Source organism: Curtobacterium sp. PhB25, from assembly GCF_004365375.1.
In the GTDB taxonomy this organism is placed as follows: domain Bacteria; phylum Actinomycetota; class Actinomycetes; order Actinomycetales; family Microbacteriaceae; genus Curtobacterium.
In genome coordinates, this window is the sequence record NZ_SODR01000002.1 from 257177 (window position 1) to 272582 (window position 15406).

Consider the following 15406-nt stretch of genomic DNA (forward strand, 5'->3'; position numbering starts at 1 on the left):
TCGACCACGCACTGACCCGCGCCCGACCCTGGAAGGCCCCATGCACGACGACATCCCCCTCACCACCGGACGGGTCCGCCGGGTCCTCGACGAGCGCATCACGCCGGCGGTGCACGCCACCGCGACGCCGCTCGAGACCGCCTGGCACGAGCTGCCGGGGGAGCCGATCCCGCCGGCGCAGGGACTCGCGCTCGAGTTCACGCCGTACGAGGTCGGCACACCCTGGGGTGCGGCCTGGGGGACGACCTGGTTCCGGCTGACCGGGACGGTGCCGAGCGAGTGGGCCGGACGCCGGGTGGAAGCCGTCGTCGACCTCGGCTTCGACAAGAACATGCCGGGGTTCCAGTGCGAGGGCCTCGTGTACCTGGCCGACGGCACGCCGGTGAAGTCGATCAACCCGCGCAACCAGTGGGTGCTGCTGACGGAACGGGCCGAGGGCGGCGAGACGATCGAGCTCTTCGTCGAGGCGGCGTCGAACCCGGTCCTGCTCGACTACCACCCCTTCCTCGTCACGCACGAGGGCGACGTCCAGACCTCGTCGTCGAAGCGGCTCTACACCTCGCGCCGGATGGACCTCGCCGTGTTCGAGTCCGAGGTGCACGAACTCGCGCTCGACATCGACGTCCTGCTCGAACTGCAGGCCGAGCTGCCCGAGGGGCCACGACGGATGCGGATCCTGCAGGCCCTCGACGACGCCCTCGACGCGCTCGACCTGCAGCACATCCCGGAGACCGCCGGGGACGCCCGTGCGGCGCTCGCCGAGGTGCTCGCCGCTCCCGCCGAGGCCTCCGCGCACACGATCTCGGCCGTCGGGCACGCCCACATCGACTCCGCGTGGCTCTGGCCGGTCCGCGAGACGATCCGCAAGGTCGCCCGCACCACCTCGACGATGACCGAGCTCATCGACCAGACCGACGACTTCCTGTACGGCATGTCGAGCGCGCAGCAGTACGCCTGGATCAAGGAACACCGCCCCGAGGTCTACGCCCGGGTGCAGGCCGCCGTCGAGGCCGGTCGGTTCCTGCCGATCGGCGGCATGTGGGTCGAGTCCGACACCGTGATGCCGACCGGTGAGAGCATCGTCCGCCAGTTCTCGCAGGGGCAGCGGTTCTTCGAGCGCGAGTTCGGCATCCGGCCCAAGGGCGTCTGGCTGCCGGACAGCTTCGGGTACTCGCCGGCACTGCCGCAGCTCATGCGCCGCGCGGGGTTCGAGTGGTTCTTCACGCAGAAGATCTCGTGGAACCAGGTCAACAAGTTCCCGCACCACACGTTCCTGTGGGAGGGCATCGACGGCTCACGGGTGTTCTCGCACTTCCCGTCGATGGACACCTACAACTCGCGCCTGTCCGGCAGCGAGGTCGCCAAGGCCTCCCGCCAGTTCCGTGAGAACCGGCTCGCCACCGGGTCGATCGCCCCGGTCGGCTGGGGCGACGGCGGTGGTGGTACCACCCGCGAGATGACCGGCACGGCTTCACGTCTCGCCGACCTCGAGGGCAGCGCGAAGGTCCGGTGGGAGCACCCGGACACGTTCTTCGACCGCGCGAAGGCCGAACTGCCGGACCCGCCGGTGTGGGTGGGGGAGCTGTACCTCGAACTGCACCGCGCCACCCTGACCAGCCAGCACGGCACCAAGCAGGGCAACCGCCGGTGCGAACAGCTCCTCATCGAGGCCGAGCTCTGGGCCGCGACCGCCGCCGCACACAGCGACTTCGCCTACCCGTACGACGAGCTCGACGCCCTGTGGCAGCAGGTGCTGCTCCAGCAGTTCCACGACATCCTGCCGGGCACCTCGATCGCCTGGGTGCACCGCGAGGCCGAGGTGAAGTACGCGGAGACGGCCGCGGCGCTGACCGCGATCATCGACCACGCGCTCTCGGCGCTCGCCGGTGCCGGAGACGCGGCCGTCGTCGTGAACCCGGCCCCGTTCCTCCAGGCCGGCGCACCCGCGCAGGGCGCCGTCCTGGCGACCGACGTGGCGGAACCGGCCGCTGTCACGCTGACGGGGCAGGACGGCGGGTACGTGTTGGCGAACGAGCTGGTGCGCGTGACCGTCACCGACCAGGGACTCGTCACGAGCGCCGTCGACCTGGCCAGCGGGCGCGAGGCGATCGCCGCCGGGCAGGCCGCGAACCTGCTGCAGCTGCACCAGGACTTCCCGAACATGTGGGACGCGTGGGACGTCGACCGGTACTACCGGAACCGGGTCGAGGACCTGGTGGACGTCTCGTCGCTCGAGGCCTCGGTCGACGACGCCGGTGTCGCCCGGGTCGTCGTGTCGCGGTCCTTCGGCGACTCGACCGTGCGGCAGGAGATCGTCCTCGCACCGGACTCCCGCACGCTCGAGTTCGACCAGACGACCGACTGGCACGAGACCGAGAAGTTCCTCAAGGTCGCGTTCCCGCTCGACGTCCGCGCTGAGCACACCGTCGCCGAGACGCAGTTCGGGGCGCAGAAGCGGGTGACGCACACGAACACCTCGTGGGAGGCCGCGAAGTTCGAGACCTCGATGCACCGCTACGTGCTCGTGTCCGAGCCGGGCTTCGGCGTCGCGCTCGTGAACGACTCGATCCACGGGTTCGACACCACCCGCGACGCCGTTGACGGGCACGTCACCACCACCGTGCGGCTGTCCCTGCTGCGGGCACCGCGGTTCCCAGACCCCGAGACCGACCAGGGCGTGCAGACGCACCGGTACGGCATCGTCATCGGGACCGACCAGCTCGGGGCCACGGCGGCAGGCATCCGGATGAACGCCGGCGCGCGGACCGTCATCGGGGCGCACGGGTTCGCGCCGCTCGTGCGGGTGTCCGGCGGGGTCGTGCTGTCGAGCGTCAAGCTCGCCGACGACCGCTCCGGCGACCTGGTCGTTCGGGTGTACGAGCCGGTGGGGCGCCGGGGGACCGGGGGAATCGCGGTCGACGGGCCGTTCGGACCGGCTGTCGAGGTCACCCTGCTCGAAGAGCCGTTGACCGACGCGGATGCGTCGTCGTTCGCCGTCGACGCGTACGAGGTGCGGACCTTCCGGTACCCGCGCGTCTGAGACCCCGGTCGGCGACCGCCGGCCGGTTCACCACTCGAAGGGGAGTGTCATGAAGAAGTCCATGAAGTTCGGGATCGTGGCGGCCATCGCCGCGATGGTGGCGGCACCGCTCGTGCCGTCCGCCGCGACGGCAGCACCGACCGCTGCAGCCGCCGCCGGCACTGCCGCCGCTACGAAGTCCGGGCCGACGAGCATCGCGTACGTCGAGGTCAACAACGACCAGCTCGCCAACGTCGGCCGCTACACGCTGTCCGGTGGGGCGAACGCCTTCGACGTCGCGATCATCTTCGCGGCGAACATCAACTGGAACGGCTCCAAGGCGGTCCTGGTCAACAACGACAAGGTGCAGGCGACCCTCGACAACGCCGCCACGCAGATCAAGCCGCTGCAGGCGAAGGGCATCAAGGTGTCGCTGTCGGTCCTCGGCAACCACCAGGGTGCGGGCATCGCCAACTTCCCGACCCAGGCGGCCGCGTCGGACTTCGCGTCCCAGATCGCCGCCACCGTGTCGAAGTACGGACTCGACGGCGTCGACCTCGACGACGAGTACTCCGACTACGGCGCGAACGGCACCCCGCAGCCGAACCAGCAGTCCATCGGCTGGCTCATCACCGCGCTGCGTGCCCAGATGCCCGGCAAGCTCATCTCGTTCTACGACATCGGCCCGGCCTCGTCCTCGCTGTCGTCGTCGAGCAGCACCGTCGGCTCGAAGCTCGACTACGCCTGGAACCCCTACTACGGCACGTACTCGGCGCCGTCGATCCCGGGGCTCGGCAAGGACCGGTTGTCCGCTGCCGCGGTCGACATCCAGAACACCTCGCAGTCGACGGCGGTGTCGCTCGCGCAGCGCTCGAAGGCGGACGGGTACGGCGTCTTCATGACGTACAACCTGCCGGGAGGTGACAAGTCCGCCTACGTCTCCGCCCTGACGCAGAAGCTCTACGGTCAGGCCGCGACGTACCGCTGACGCGTTCGCGCTGACGGCAGCTCGCGCCCCGTGCTCCCCGGTTCCGGCCTGGAAACACGGGGCGCGTCCGTCGTCCACGTCCCGCTGGCTCCGAGGAGGCACCAGTTCCTCCTCGCGCTTGACGGTTCCGGTTCGCAGATCCCGGTGATCGTGAACCGGAACCGTCACGGACCGAGATCGGAACCCGGTCCGGCGCGCTCGACGACGCGGCCGTACGATCGCGACATGGAGCTCGAGTTCCGCGGTGAGGTGATCGAGTGGCGCGGCCCGTCACCGTTCTTCTTCGCCGTCGTGCCGCCGGACGCCGCCGAGGTCATCGCCGACCTCGCGCCGATGCTCACCTACGGCTGGGGTGTGATCCCTGCCCGGGTGACGATCGGCGCCGTGACCTGGACCACCTCGTTGTTCCCGAAGGACGGCGGGTACCTCGTGCCGTTGCGTGCGGCGGAGCGCAAGCGTGCCCGGGTGGAACTCGGCGACGCCCCGCAGATCACGCTCGAACTCGGCAGTCCCTGACGACGCACGGTGCGCGCGTGTTCGCCCCGTGCGACGTTGATCGCTCGGTGCGCCGGAACAACCTCGCACTGAGCAAGCAACCGTGCACGGGCCGGAGAACACTGCACCGTGCGGCGACCGTAGACAGAGGGAGGAACGAGAGAGGGGATGACGGGAATCGAACCCGCGTGGCCAGTTTGGAAGACTGGGGCTCTACCATTGAGCTACATCCCCGCGCTGCGCACGTGTCGCAGCCCGACCATCGTAGCGGACGAACGAGTACCGACATGCCACCCCGTGTGATGCTCCCGCCGACCGACGCCGATGCACGGCGGATCAAGCGGTCGCGGGTGGTCTCCTACGCGCTGGTGGTCCTCGCCGCGATCGTGTTCTCGATGCGCCCGGAGCTGTTCGGCGATCCGCAGTCGCAGCCCGCGCACGCCCTGCTGCACCTGTGGCGGATCGTCGTCGGCATCGTGCTCGCGATCACGGCGCTCGGGGTCCAGGTGGTGGTCGGCGTGCGGTGGCGCAACGGCCTGCGACGCGCCGCAGCGGACGAGTGACGTCCCTCCCGGGAACCGCGCACCGGGGGACCGCTAGACTCATCGGCGTCGCATGCGCCCTTCGGCGCGCGCGGACACCCTGGCCCAGTCAAACGGGGCGTAGCTCAGCTTGGTAGAGCGCCCGCTTTGGGAGCGGGAGGTCGCAGGTTCAACTCCTGTCGCCCCGACCAGGTCCTCGAGAACCATCGACCACACGAACGTCAACCAACAGGAGAACATCCCGTGGCCACCAGCACCGTCGACAAGGTGAGCGACACCCGCGTCAAGCTCACCGTGAACGTGACGCCGGAAGATCTCAAGCCGAGCATCGACCACGCGTACAAGCACATCGCCGAGCAGATCAACATCCCCGGCTTCCGTAAGGGCAAGGTCCCGCCGGCGATCGTCGACCAGCGCGTCGGCCGTGGCGAGGTCCTGAACCACGCCGTCGGTGACGCCATCGACAACTTCTACCGCCAGGCGGTCGAAGAGCAGGAGCTGCGCATCCTCGGCCGTGCCGAGGCCGACGTCGCCGAGCTGCCGAACCTCGCCGACTTCGCGGGCGACCTCGTCCTCACCTTCGAGGTCGACGTCCGTCCCGAGTTCGACCTGCCGGACTACTCCGCGTACGAGCTCACCGTCGACGCCGTCGAGGTGTCGGACGACGAGATCGAAGAGGAGCTGCAGAACCTGCGCACCCGCTTCGGCACGCTCGTGACCGTCGACCGTCCGGCGAAGACCGGCGACTTCGCGCAGATCGACCTGACCGCCAGCATCGGCGACGACGAGGTCGACTCGGCCACCGGCGTCTCCTACGAGATCGGCTCCGGCGACCTGCTCGAGGGCATCGACGAGGCGCTCGAGTCCCTGACCGCCGGCGAGTCGACGAACTTCGAGTCGAAGCTCGTCGGTGGCGACCGCGAGGGCGAGACCGCCCAGATCGCCGTCACCGTCACCGCCGTCAAGGAGCGCGAGCTCCCCGAGGCCGACGACGAGTTCGCCCAGATCGCCAGCCAGTTCGACACGATCGACGAGCTCAAGGCGGACCTGAAGGAGCAGATCGCGAAGTCCAAGACCTTCGGTCAGGGTGCCGCGGCTCGCGACAAGCTCGTCGAGAAGCTCATCGAGGACGTCAACATCCCGATCTCGGAGCAGCTCATCGAGGACGAGGTGCACCGTCACCTCGAGCAGGAGAACCGCCTCGAGGACGACGAGCACCGCAAGGAGGTCTCCGAGTCCAGCGAGAAGGCCTTCCGCTCGCAGATCCTCCTCGACTCCATCGCAGAGAAGGAGGAGATCCAGGTCTCCCAGGAGGAACTGACCCAGTACCTCATCCAGGCTGCTGCGCAGTACGGCATGGAGCCGGCCGAGTTCATCAAGGTCATCGACCAGAACGGCCAGATCCCGGGCATGGTCGGCGAGGTCGCCCGCTCGAAGGCGGTCGCGACCGTCCTGTCGAAGGTGACCGTCAAGGACACCAACGGCGACGCAGTCGACCTGTCCGCCTTCACGGCGGGCGTCGCGCAGGCCCCTGCTGAGGACGCCGAGTAACGAACTCGACGCCACCAGCGATACAGACGGGAGGCACGGTGCCAGCTGGCACCGTGCCTCCCGTCTCGTGTTTTCCGCACCACCGCATTGCTGTCGGCGAACACACGCGAAGTGGTGCGTTGCAACCGATAAGTTCGACAACAAGCGACAACTGAACGGGAGCTTTTCCATGGCCGAAGCAACACTGAACCCCAGTGTTTTTGACCGCCTTCTGAGAGACCGGATCGTGTGGCTCGGCTCCGAGGTCCGCGACGACAACTCGAACGAGATCGCAGCCAAGCTGCTGCTGCTCGCCGCCGAGGACCCTGAGAAGGACATCTACCTCTACATCAACTCGCCCGGTGGCTCGATCACCGCCGGCATGGCGATCTACGACACGATGCAGTTCGTCCCGAACGACATCGTCACCGTGGGCATCGGCCTGGCCGCGTCGATGGGACAGTTCCTGCTGTCCTCCGGCACGCCGGGCAAGCGCTACATCACGCCGAACGCCCGCGTCCTGCTGCACCAGCCGTCCGGCGGGTTCGGCGGTACCGCTGCCGACATCCAGACGCAGGCCAAGGTCATCCTCGACATGAAGCAGCGCATGGCGGAGCTCACGGCCGAGCAGACCGGCAAGTCGATCGAGCAGGTCCTCAAGGACAACGACCGCGACAACTGGTTCAGCGCGCAGGAAGCCCTCGAGTACGGCTTCGTCGACCACCTGCGTGCCTCGTCGGCCGAGGTCGTCGGCGGTGGTGGCACCGTCGGTGACGGCGCGACGCCGACCGCGGCTGCCGACCCCGACGCCCAGTCCTGACCCCCACCGAAGAAAAGGAAACGAGAATGCATCTCCCAATGCTCGGTGGCGCGCAGAACGTCCCGGCTCCCTCCGATCGGTACATCCTGCCGAGCTTCGAGGAGCGCACGGCCTACGGCTACAAGCGCCAGGACCCGTACGCGAAGCTCTTCGAGGACCGCATCGTGTTCCTCGGTGTCCAGGTCGACGACGCGTCGGCTGACGACGTCATGGCCCAGCTGCTCGTGCTCGAGTCGATGGACCCCGACCGCGACATCGTCATGTACATCAACTCGCCCGGTGGCTCGTTCACCGCGATGACGGCGATCTACGACACGATGCAGTACATCCGTCCGCAGATCCAGACGGTCTGCCTCGGTCAGGCCGCCTCGGCCGCGTCGGTGCTCCTCGCCGGTGGCACGCCGGGCAAGCGTCTGGCCCTGCCGAACGCCCGCGTGCTCATCCACCAGCCCGCTGTCCAGCAGGGTGGCGGTCAGGCGTCGGACATCGAGATCCAGGCGGCCGAGATCCTCCGCATGCGCACCTGGCTCGAGGAGACGCTGTCGAAGCACTCCAACAAGACGCCGGCGGAGATCAACCACGACATCGAGCGCGACAAGATCATGTCCGCGCAGGAAGCCGTGGAGTACGGCCTGATCGACCAGGTCCTCACCAGCCGCAAGAACCTGCCGGCGCTCGTCAAGTAGCACCAGCAGGAACGACGAAGGCCCCGCACCGATCGGTGTGGGGCCTTCGTCGTGCGGCGGTGTCAGTCTTCGGTGTCGTCCGTCTGGGGCGCGGGGCGGCGCCGCAGGAGCAGCAGGACCGCGACGACCGCGGCGACGAGGACGACGCCTCCGGCGCCGATCCAGAGCGCGTCGGTCGCGGCCGAGTCGGTGTCACCCGAGGCGGTGCCGGTGGTGGCGGCCTCGGTGGAGTCGTCTCCCGCGGTGGCGCAGGTCGGCGGCGTGGCCGATCCCGAGGCCGCGGAGAAGCCGGACGGGGCCTTCCACGTGAAGGCGTACTCGTCGGAGACGGTGTGGCCGTCGGCGGAGACGATCTGCCACTCGACGGTGTACTTCCCCGAGTCGCCGAGTGCGGCGGGCGTGGTCATCGAGGGGCCGTCGATGTCGACGCAGCCGTCCTCGTAGTACTTCCCGTCCGGGCCCACGACCCGGAAGGCGAAGCCCGACCCGGAGTCGCCGATGTCGAGCAGCTTGTCGTTCGTGGTGATCTCGAACGCCTTCGGCAGGCTCGTGAGCGTGCCGCCGACCTCCGGCGTGGACGCGATCAGGTAGTTGTGCGCGCTGGCGGGACCCGCGAGCCCGAGGACCGCACCGCCCGCGATCGCGACGGCCGCGGCGGACCCGGCCACGAGCCTCCAGGCAGAGGACCGCAGCCGAGTCCGACGCGAGCCGCGCTGCGTCACTTGGCGGAGCTCCGACGACGCGTGCCGGCGACGGCGACGACCAGGGCGACGGCGCCGAGCACCAGACCGCCCAGGCCGAGGAAGCGGCCGACCAGGTCGGGGTCCGCGGGGGTCGTCGAGCCGGATGCGGCCTCGGCGGTCGGGGTGGTGGCGACCGGGTCACCGTCGTCGTCCGTGGCCTCGGCCGCGGTCAGCGTGATCGAGGGGGCCGGGTGCTCGGGCTCGGCCTCGCCGGCCTGCTGCTCCTGGTTCCACTCGACCGAGCCCTTCTCGCAGGTCTGGATCGCGGGGAACTCGACGAGGTCACCGGCCTTGCCGTCCGGCAGCGAGAAGGAGAGGGCGAAGGTGTCGCGCTCGTCGGCGGGGAGCGGGGTCTTCGCGGTGTAGGTGATGCTCGTGACGCGCTCGGCGGCGTCCTCGGCGTGCTCACCGTCGGCCGCGGCGGAGGGGCTCGTGTACGGCTCGGTCGCCTTCGTGATCTTCCAGTTCGGGTTCACGGTGGGGGTGACCTCGATGACGGACTCCGGCACCTGGAACTCGATCTTCGTGGTGGGGGAGCCGTCGCAGCCGTGCGGGACCGAGAAGGTCGCCGTGGTGTACGAGTTCGCGGCGGTCGAGGTGGCCGTCGCGGACACGTGCGCGCTGGCTGCGCCGGCGGTGCCGAGGACGATGACGGCCACGGCGCCGAGGGTGACGGCGCCGCCGGCGGCGAGACGCTTCTGCATGGGGATCCTTCGATGGTCGGGACGGTGTTTCTACAACTTGTAGAGAAGACTGGATCACGGTAGCAGGCCCGAACGCCCTGGGCGAACGCGCGCGCGAAATCCCGCGGCGCCGCACGGTCGGTGTCACCGGTTGCGGTTAGGCTCGTGTCCACGACGAGGTGCCCACCAGCAGCGGTGCACCAGCGGCCGGTGCGAGTGCGCGGGCCGGCACGTCCAACCAGGGAGGCACGGCAATGGCACGCATCGGAGAGAGCGGGGACCTCCTCAAGTGCTCCTTCTGCGGCAAGAGCCAGAAGCAGGTCCAGCAGTTGATCGCCGGTCCGGGTGTCTACATCTGCGACGAGTGCGTCGAGCTGTGCAACGAGATCATCGAGGAGCGTCTGGCAGAAGCCGGCGAGGACACCTCGAGCGGTGACTTCGAACTGCCGAAGCCCCGCGAGATCTTCGACTTCCTGCAGGAGTACGTCATCGGGCAGGACCCGGCGAAGCGTGCCCTCGCCGTGGCCGTCTACAACCACTACAAGCGCATCCGTGCGCAGGGGCAGATCACCGCTGCCGAAGACCGCGACGACATCGAGATCGCGAAGTCGAACATCCTGCTCATCGGCCCGACCGGCTGCGGCAAGACCTACCTGGCGCAGACCCTGGCGAAGCGCCTCAACGTGCCGTTCGCCGTCGCCGACGCCACCGCCCTGACCGAGGCCGGCTACGTCGGTGAAGACGTCGAGAACATCCTGCTCAAGCTGATCCAGGCCGCTGATTACGACGTCAAGCGCGCCGAGACCGGCATCATCTACATCGACGAGGTCGACAAGATCGCCCGCAAGGCCGAGAACCCGTCGATCACGCGCGACGTCTCCGGCGAAGGCGTGCAGCAGGCACTGCTCAAGATCCTCGAGGGCACGGTCGCGTCGGTCCCGCCGCAGGGTGGCCGCAAGCACCCGCACCAGGAGTTCATCCAGATCGACACGACGAACGTCCTTTTCATCGTGGCCGGTGCGTTCGCCGGGCTCGAGGACATCGTGTCCTCGCGCGTCGGCAAGCGGGGGATCGGCTTCGGGGCGCCGCTGCACAGTGCGACCGACCACCAGGACCTGTACTCCGAGGTCCTGCCGGAAGACCTGCACAAGTTCGGCCTGATCCCCGAGTTCATCGGTCGTCTGCCCGTCGTCACCACGGTGTCGCAGCTCGACCAGGCAGCGCTCATGCAGATCCTGACCGAGCCGAAGAACGCCCTGGTCAAGCAGTACCAGCGGATGTTCCAGATCGACGGCGTCGAGCTCGAGTTCGACCAGGGTGCGCTCGAGGCGATCGCCGACCTGGCTGTGCTGCGCCAGACCGGAGCCCGTGGTCTGCGCGCCATCCTCGAAGAGGTGCTCGGCCCGGTCATGTTCGACGTCCCGTCCGACGACGACGTCGCCCGCGTGGTGATCACCCGCGAGTCCGTGCTCGAGAACGCGGCGCCGACCATCGTGCCCCGGCCGCGGGCGAAGCGCGTCGAGAAGTCGGCGTAGCGCTCCGCTCGCGACGAAGCCCCGCACCGGATCGGTGCGGGGCTTCGTCGTGGTGGGGCGGTCGGCGCGGCGGACGACGTCTGGTTCTTCCCATGACGGCTGCGATGGAAGGTGAGATCGGGCGTACCTGGTCGGAAGTTCCGACCAGGTACGCCCGATTCGACGCGGTACGCCCGGAAGCGCCCGGTCCCGCAGCGCCCTACTCGAGCCCGCGGCGCCGCAGCAGCGGGCCGACCTCGGCGTCGCGGCCCCGGAAGTCGCGGTACGCCTCGAGCGGGTCCTTCGCGCCGCCGACACCCAGCAGCCGTTCCGCGAAGCGCCGACCGGCCGCGCGGTCCAGCCCGCCGTTGTCACGGAACCACTCGACCGTGTCGGCGTCGAGCACCTCCGACCAGATGTAGCCGTAGTACCCGGCGTCGTACCCGCCCGAGAACGTGTGCGCGAAGTACGTCGACGAGTAGCGCGGGGGCACGGCCTCGACGGCGATGCCGGCGGCGGCGAGGGCGTTCCGCTCGAAGTCCTCGACGGACGTGACCGCAGCGGCGTCGGCGGAGGACAGCCGGTGCCACGCCTGGTCGAGGAGCGCCGCGGCCAGGTACTCCGTCGTGCCGAAGCCCTCGTTGAAGCCCTCGGACTCGCTCAGGCCCAGGACGAGCTCGGGCGGCAGCGGGGCACCGGTCTCGTGGTGCTTCGCGTAGTTCGCCAGGACCGACGGCCACGACACCCACATCTCGTTCACCTGGCTCGGGAACTCGACGAAGTCGCGCTCGACGTTCGTGCCCGAGAACCGGGGGTACGTGGTGCGGGCGATGAGGCCGTGCAGCGCGTGGCCGAACTCGTGGAAGAGCGTCTCGACCTCGTCCTGGATGAGCAGCGTCGGCGACCCGGGTGCCGGCTTCGCGACGTTGAGGTTGTTCACCACGACGGGCAGCGTGCCGAGCAGCTCGGACTGCTCGACCACGGGGTTCATCCACGCGCCGCCGCGCTTGCCGTCGCGCGTGTACAGGTCGAGCAGGTAGAGCCCGACCGGTTCGTCGTCCTCGCCGGTGACCTCGAAGACACGGACCTCGTCGTTGTAGCCGTGCAGGTCCGGGCGCTCGGTGAAGGTCAGGCCGTAGAGGGCACCCGCGGCGTGGAAGACACCGTCGTGCAGGACCCGGTCGGCCTCGAAGTACGGTCGGAGCGCCGAGCTGTCCGCGGCGAACTGCTCGCCGCGCAGGATCTCGGTGGCGTACGCCCAGTCCCACGACTCGATGTCGAACCCGACCGTGCGGGACCGGACGGCCCGCTCGTCGTCGGCGTTCCGTGCCGCAGCGCCGACGAGCGACGACAGCAGGCCGTCGACGGCTTCGGGGGTCTTCGCCGTCTCGTCGGCGGTGACGACGGCGGCGTGGTTCGGGAACCCGAGCAGTTCGGCGCGCTCGGCACGGAGCCGCACGATGCGCAGCAGGACCTCGCGGTTGTCGTACTGGTTGCCGCGGCGGCCGCGGGCGAGCGAGGCGCGCATGATCCGCTCGCGCAGGTCGCGGTTCGCGAGCGACGGCAGCCACGGGTGGCCGGTGTAGAGCGGCAGGGTGATGAGCCAGCCCTCGAGGCCGCGGTCCGCAGCGGACCCGGCAGCGGCGGACTTCGCACCCCCGTCGAGCCCCTCGAGCTCGGCTTCGTCGGTGACGTGCACGGCGGAGTCGTTGGTGTCCTCGAGCAGGTTGCGCTCGAAGGTGGTGGTGAGCGTGGACAGCTCCTGGTTGATCGCGGTCAGGCGCTCCTTGCCGGCGTCGTCGAGCCCGGCGCCCGCCAGGGTCATCTCCGCGTGGGTGCGCTCGACCAGGCGGAGCGCTTCGCCCTCGAGCCCGGCGGCTGCGGCGCCGTCGAGCACGGACTGCACGCGGGCGTAGAGCCGGGAGTCCAGCGTGATCGCGTCGCGGTGGGCGGCGAGCAACGGCGAGACCTCGGCCTCGAGGTCGTGCAGCTCCGGCGTCGAGTCCGCCGACGACAGCGTGAAGAACACGTGGCTGACACGGGTCAGCAGCTGCCCGGAGCGCTCGAGGGCGATGAGGGTGTTCTCGACCGTCGGTGCGTGCGGATCGGTGGCGATGGCCTCGACCTCGGCGCGCTGCTCGGCCATGCCGGCCTCGAAGGCCGGTCGGTAGTGCTCGAGTCGCACGTCGCCGAAGGGCGGCAGGGCGTAGAGGAGGGTGCTCGGGACGTCGAACGGGGTTGCCATGGCAACCACCCTACGGACGTCGCGCCGCGACGGGGCGGACGGGAGGCCCGTGGCGGCCTGGCCCCGCGCCTCCCGACCGCCCTGTGGTCGCGTTCCTTCCCATCGCGACCGGACTGGAAAGCGGAATCGGGCGTACCTGGTCGGAAGAACCGACCAGGTACGCCCGGAACGACCAGGTACGCCCGGAACGGCCAGGTACGCCCGGAACGACCAGGTACGCCCGGAACGACCAGGTCAGCGGGACGGCCCCGTCGCGGCGTCGATCAGCGTCGACGCGGCACGGCGGGCGTGCGCTGCAGGTTCCGTGGTGCCGGCGATGGCAGCAGTGGTCTGCGCGCCCTCGGCGAGCAGGGCGAGCTGTGCGGCGAGTTCCTCGGCACGGTCCGGATCGGTGACGACCTCGGCGGTGAGCTCCTGCACGAACCGTTGGAACGAGTCCTTGTGGTCGCGGGCGATCTCGGCGACCGCGGGCGAGGTCGCACCGAGCTCCCCGAAGGCGTTGATGAACCCGCAGCCGCGGAACGTGTCGTCGCCGAACCACGACTCGAGGAAGTCGTACACGGCGAGCAGCTTGTCGCGCGGGGTCGTGGCCGCCTCGACCGCGCCGTGCACGCCGCGCTCCCACAGGTCGTGCCGCCCGGACAGGACGGCCGCGATGAGCTGCTCCTTGCCGGGGAACGCCGCGTAGAGCTTCTTCAGCGAGACGCCTGCGCCCGTGCGGATCTCGTCCATGCCGACGGACTGGATGCCGCGCGCGTAGAACAGCTGGTCGGCGACGTCCACGATGTGTGCGCGGACGTCGGCGTCGACCGTGCTGATGGTGCTGGTTGCCATGACGTACCCCGTTCGCTGCGTGTTCACCGTTCCCGAGTTGCGCCGGGAACGATCGTTCTCTAGTGTAAGGCACATCGACAGAGAACGAACGTTCTCCGCGAGGCTCAGGGAAGGAAACGATCATGGGTGCCATCACCGTCGGAACCGAGAACAGCGTCGACATCGAACTCCACTACGAGGACAAGGGAACCGGTCAGCCGATCGTGCTGATCCACGGCTTCCCCCTCGACGGCAACTCGTGGGAGGGCCAGACCCCGGCCCTGCTCGAGGCCGGCTACCGCGTGATCACGTACGACCGCCGCGGCTTCGGGCAGTCCTCGCAGCCGAGCACCGGCTACGACTACGACACCTTCGCCGACGACCTGCACACCGTCCTCGAGACCCTCGACCTGCGCGAGGTGATCCTGGTCGGTTTCTCGATGGGCACCGGTGAGATCGCCCGCTACATCGGCCGCCACGGACAGGACCGGATCGCCAAGGTCGCGTTCCTCGCCTCGCTCGAGCCCTTCCTGGCCATCACCGACGACAACCCCGACGGCGCCGGCCCGATGTCGTTCTTCGAGGGCATCGCCGCCGACGTCAAGAAGGACCGGTACGCGTACTTCACGAACTTCTACCAGGACTTCTTCAACCTGTCGGAGAACCTCGGCTCGCGCATCTCGGAAGAGGCCGTCCGCAACGCCTGGAACATCGCCGCCGGCTCGGGTGCGATCGCGTCCGCCGCAGCACCTCTGACGTGGCCGACCGACTTCCGTCAGGACATCCCGAAGGTCACCGTCCCGGCGCTCATCGTGCACGGCACGGCGGACAACATCCTGCCGATCGACGCCACCGGTCGCCGCTTCACCAAGGCCCTGCCGGCCGCGAAGTACGTCGAGATCGAGGGCGCCCCGCACGGCCTGCTCACCACGCACACCGCCGAGGTGAACGAGGTCCTGCTCACCTGGCTCGCCGAGTAGCCGCTCGCATCGTGAGCAGAAATGGTCGGGTTCCCACCGGGGACCCGACCATTTCTGCTCACCAAGCAACCTCGCCCCGCGCTAGTCCTCTTCCGCGGCGTCGTCGGGGTTCGTGACCTGGGCGTGCCCGGCATCGTCGAGGTGGATCGAGGTGCCGTCGTCGAGCTCGACGATCGGCTTGCCCTCGAGGAACGTCAGGGTCCAGCCCCAGGTCCCCGTGTCGACCGACTCGGCCGCCAGCTCGTCCTCGACCCCGCGCACGGCGACGACCATCGCCTCGGGCAGTCGCGCAGGCGGCTCCCCACCCACGCTCCATCGTGTGCCCAACTGCATCCGTGCCTCCTGTCC

The 15406-nt window shown here is 69.3% G+C and carries 14 protein-coding genes and 2 tRNA genes; 10 read left to right on the forward strand and 6 right to left on the reverse strand.

What is annotated here, in order from left to right; all coding sequences use genetic code 11:
- Positions 1-40 precede the first annotated feature (40 nt).
- The 3 genes from EDF51_RS05790 to EDF51_RS05800 all read left to right on the forward strand — a co-directional run bounded on the left by EDF51_RS05790 (position 41) and on the right by EDF51_RS05800 (position 4523).
- Positions 41-3040, forward strand: coding sequence for a glycoside hydrolase family 38 C-terminal domain-containing protein (locus EDF51_RS05790; protein WP_131845433.1), 3000 nt, complete (start codon positions 41-43; stop codon positions 3038-3040).
- A 49-nt stretch (positions 3041-3089) separates the two neighbouring features.
- The gene (locus EDF51_RS05795) at positions 3090-4007 is read left to right on the forward strand and encodes an endo-beta-N-acetylglucosaminidase H (RefSeq protein ID WP_131845434.1); all 918 of its coding nucleotides are present in this window, start codon (positions 3090-3092) and stop codon (positions 4005-4007) included.
- Positions 4008-4232: 225 nt separating this feature from the next.
- Positions 4233-4523: a DUF1905 domain-containing protein gene (locus tag EDF51_RS05800; protein ID WP_123673347.1), complete on the forward strand. Its 291-nt coding sequence runs from the start codon at positions 4233-4235 to the stop codon at positions 4521-4523.
- A 142-nt stretch (positions 4524-4665) separates the two neighbouring features.
- Here the strand turns inward: EDF51_RS05800 and EDF51_RS05805 are convergent.
- Positions 4666-4736 (reverse strand) — tRNA-Gly (locus EDF51_RS05805).
- A 53-nt stretch (positions 4737-4789) separates the two neighbouring features.
- Between EDF51_RS05805 and EDF51_RS05810 the strand changes: the two genes are divergently transcribed.
- From EDF51_RS05810 to EDF51_RS05830, 5 genes are all read left to right on the forward strand, one after another.
- On the forward strand, positions 4790-5065 hold the full coding sequence (locus EDF51_RS05810) for a hypothetical protein (protein ID WP_134194130.1): 276 nt from the start codon (positions 4790-4792) through the stop codon (positions 5063-5065).
- Between the two features lie 93 nt (positions 5066-5158).
- Positions 5159-5235, forward strand: a tRNA-Pro gene (locus tag EDF51_RS05815).
- A 52-nt stretch (positions 5236-5287) separates the two neighbouring features.
- Positions 5288-6595 carry a trigger factor gene (gene tig, locus EDF51_RS05820; RefSeq protein WP_159572754.1) on the forward strand — a complete coding sequence of 436 codons (1308 nt, stop codon included), beginning with the start codon at positions 5288-5290 and terminating at the stop codon, positions 6593-6595.
- Between the two features lie 169 nt (positions 6596-6764).
- Positions 6765-7394, forward strand: a complete 630-nt coding sequence (locus EDF51_RS05825) for an ATP-dependent Clp protease proteolytic subunit (protein ID WP_111084515.1) — start codon at positions 6765-6767, stop codon at positions 7392-7394.
- 26 nt (positions 7395-7420) lie between these two features.
- The gene (locus EDF51_RS05830) at positions 7421-8080 is read left to right on the forward strand and encodes an ATP-dependent Clp protease proteolytic subunit (RefSeq protein ID WP_111075987.1); all 660 of its coding nucleotides are present in this window, start codon (positions 7421-7423) and stop codon (positions 8078-8080) included.
- A 62-nt stretch (positions 8081-8142) separates the two neighbouring features.
- Here EDF51_RS05830 and EDF51_RS05835 read toward each other — a convergent pair whose 3' ends face one another.
- Positions 8143-8748, reverse strand: coding sequence for a copper resistance CopC family protein (locus tag EDF51_RS05835; protein WP_166673497.1), 606 nt, complete (start codon positions 8746-8748; stop codon positions 8143-8145).
- A gap of 50 nt (positions 8749-8798) precedes the next feature.
- Positions 8799-9527 (reverse strand): YcnI family protein, encoded by a 729-nt coding sequence (locus tag EDF51_RS05840; protein ID WP_131845437.1) that lies wholly within the window; start codon positions 9525-9527, stop codon positions 8799-8801.
- Between the two features lie 233 nt (positions 9528-9760).
- Between EDF51_RS05840 and clpX the strand changes: the two genes are divergently transcribed.
- Entirely contained in the window at positions 9761-11041 is a 1281-nt protein-coding gene (clpX, locus tag EDF51_RS05845; protein WP_017886000.1) for an ATP-dependent Clp protease ATP-binding subunit ClpX, read from the forward strand.
- A 199-nt stretch (positions 11042-11240) separates the two neighbouring features.
- On the opposite strand, the gene EDF51_RS05850 is transcribed toward clpX, so the two are convergent.
- Positions 11241-13265, reverse strand: a complete 2025-nt coding sequence (locus tag EDF51_RS05850) for a M3 family metallopeptidase (RefSeq protein WP_134194134.1) — start codon at positions 13263-13265, stop codon at positions 11241-11243.
- A 234-nt stretch (positions 13266-13499) separates the two neighbouring features.
- Positions 13500-14099: a TetR family transcriptional regulator gene (locus EDF51_RS05855; protein WP_131845439.1), complete on the reverse strand. Its 600-nt coding sequence runs from the start codon at positions 14097-14099 to the stop codon at positions 13500-13502.
- A gap of 122 nt (positions 14100-14221) precedes the next feature.
- Here EDF51_RS05855 and EDF51_RS05860 point away from each other — a divergent pair, with 122 nt between their 5' ends.
- A complete protein-coding gene (locus EDF51_RS05860) occupies positions 14222-15058 on the forward strand; it encodes an alpha/beta hydrolase (RefSeq protein WP_131845440.1) in 837 nt (278 codons plus the stop codon).
- A gap of 81 nt (positions 15059-15139) precedes the next feature.
- Here EDF51_RS05860 and EDF51_RS05865 read toward each other — a convergent pair whose 3' ends face one another.
- Positions 15140-15391, reverse strand: coding sequence for a hypothetical protein (locus EDF51_RS05865; RefSeq protein WP_123293970.1), 252 nt, complete (start codon positions 15389-15391; stop codon positions 15140-15142).
- Positions 15392-15406: the final 15 nt, after the last annotated feature.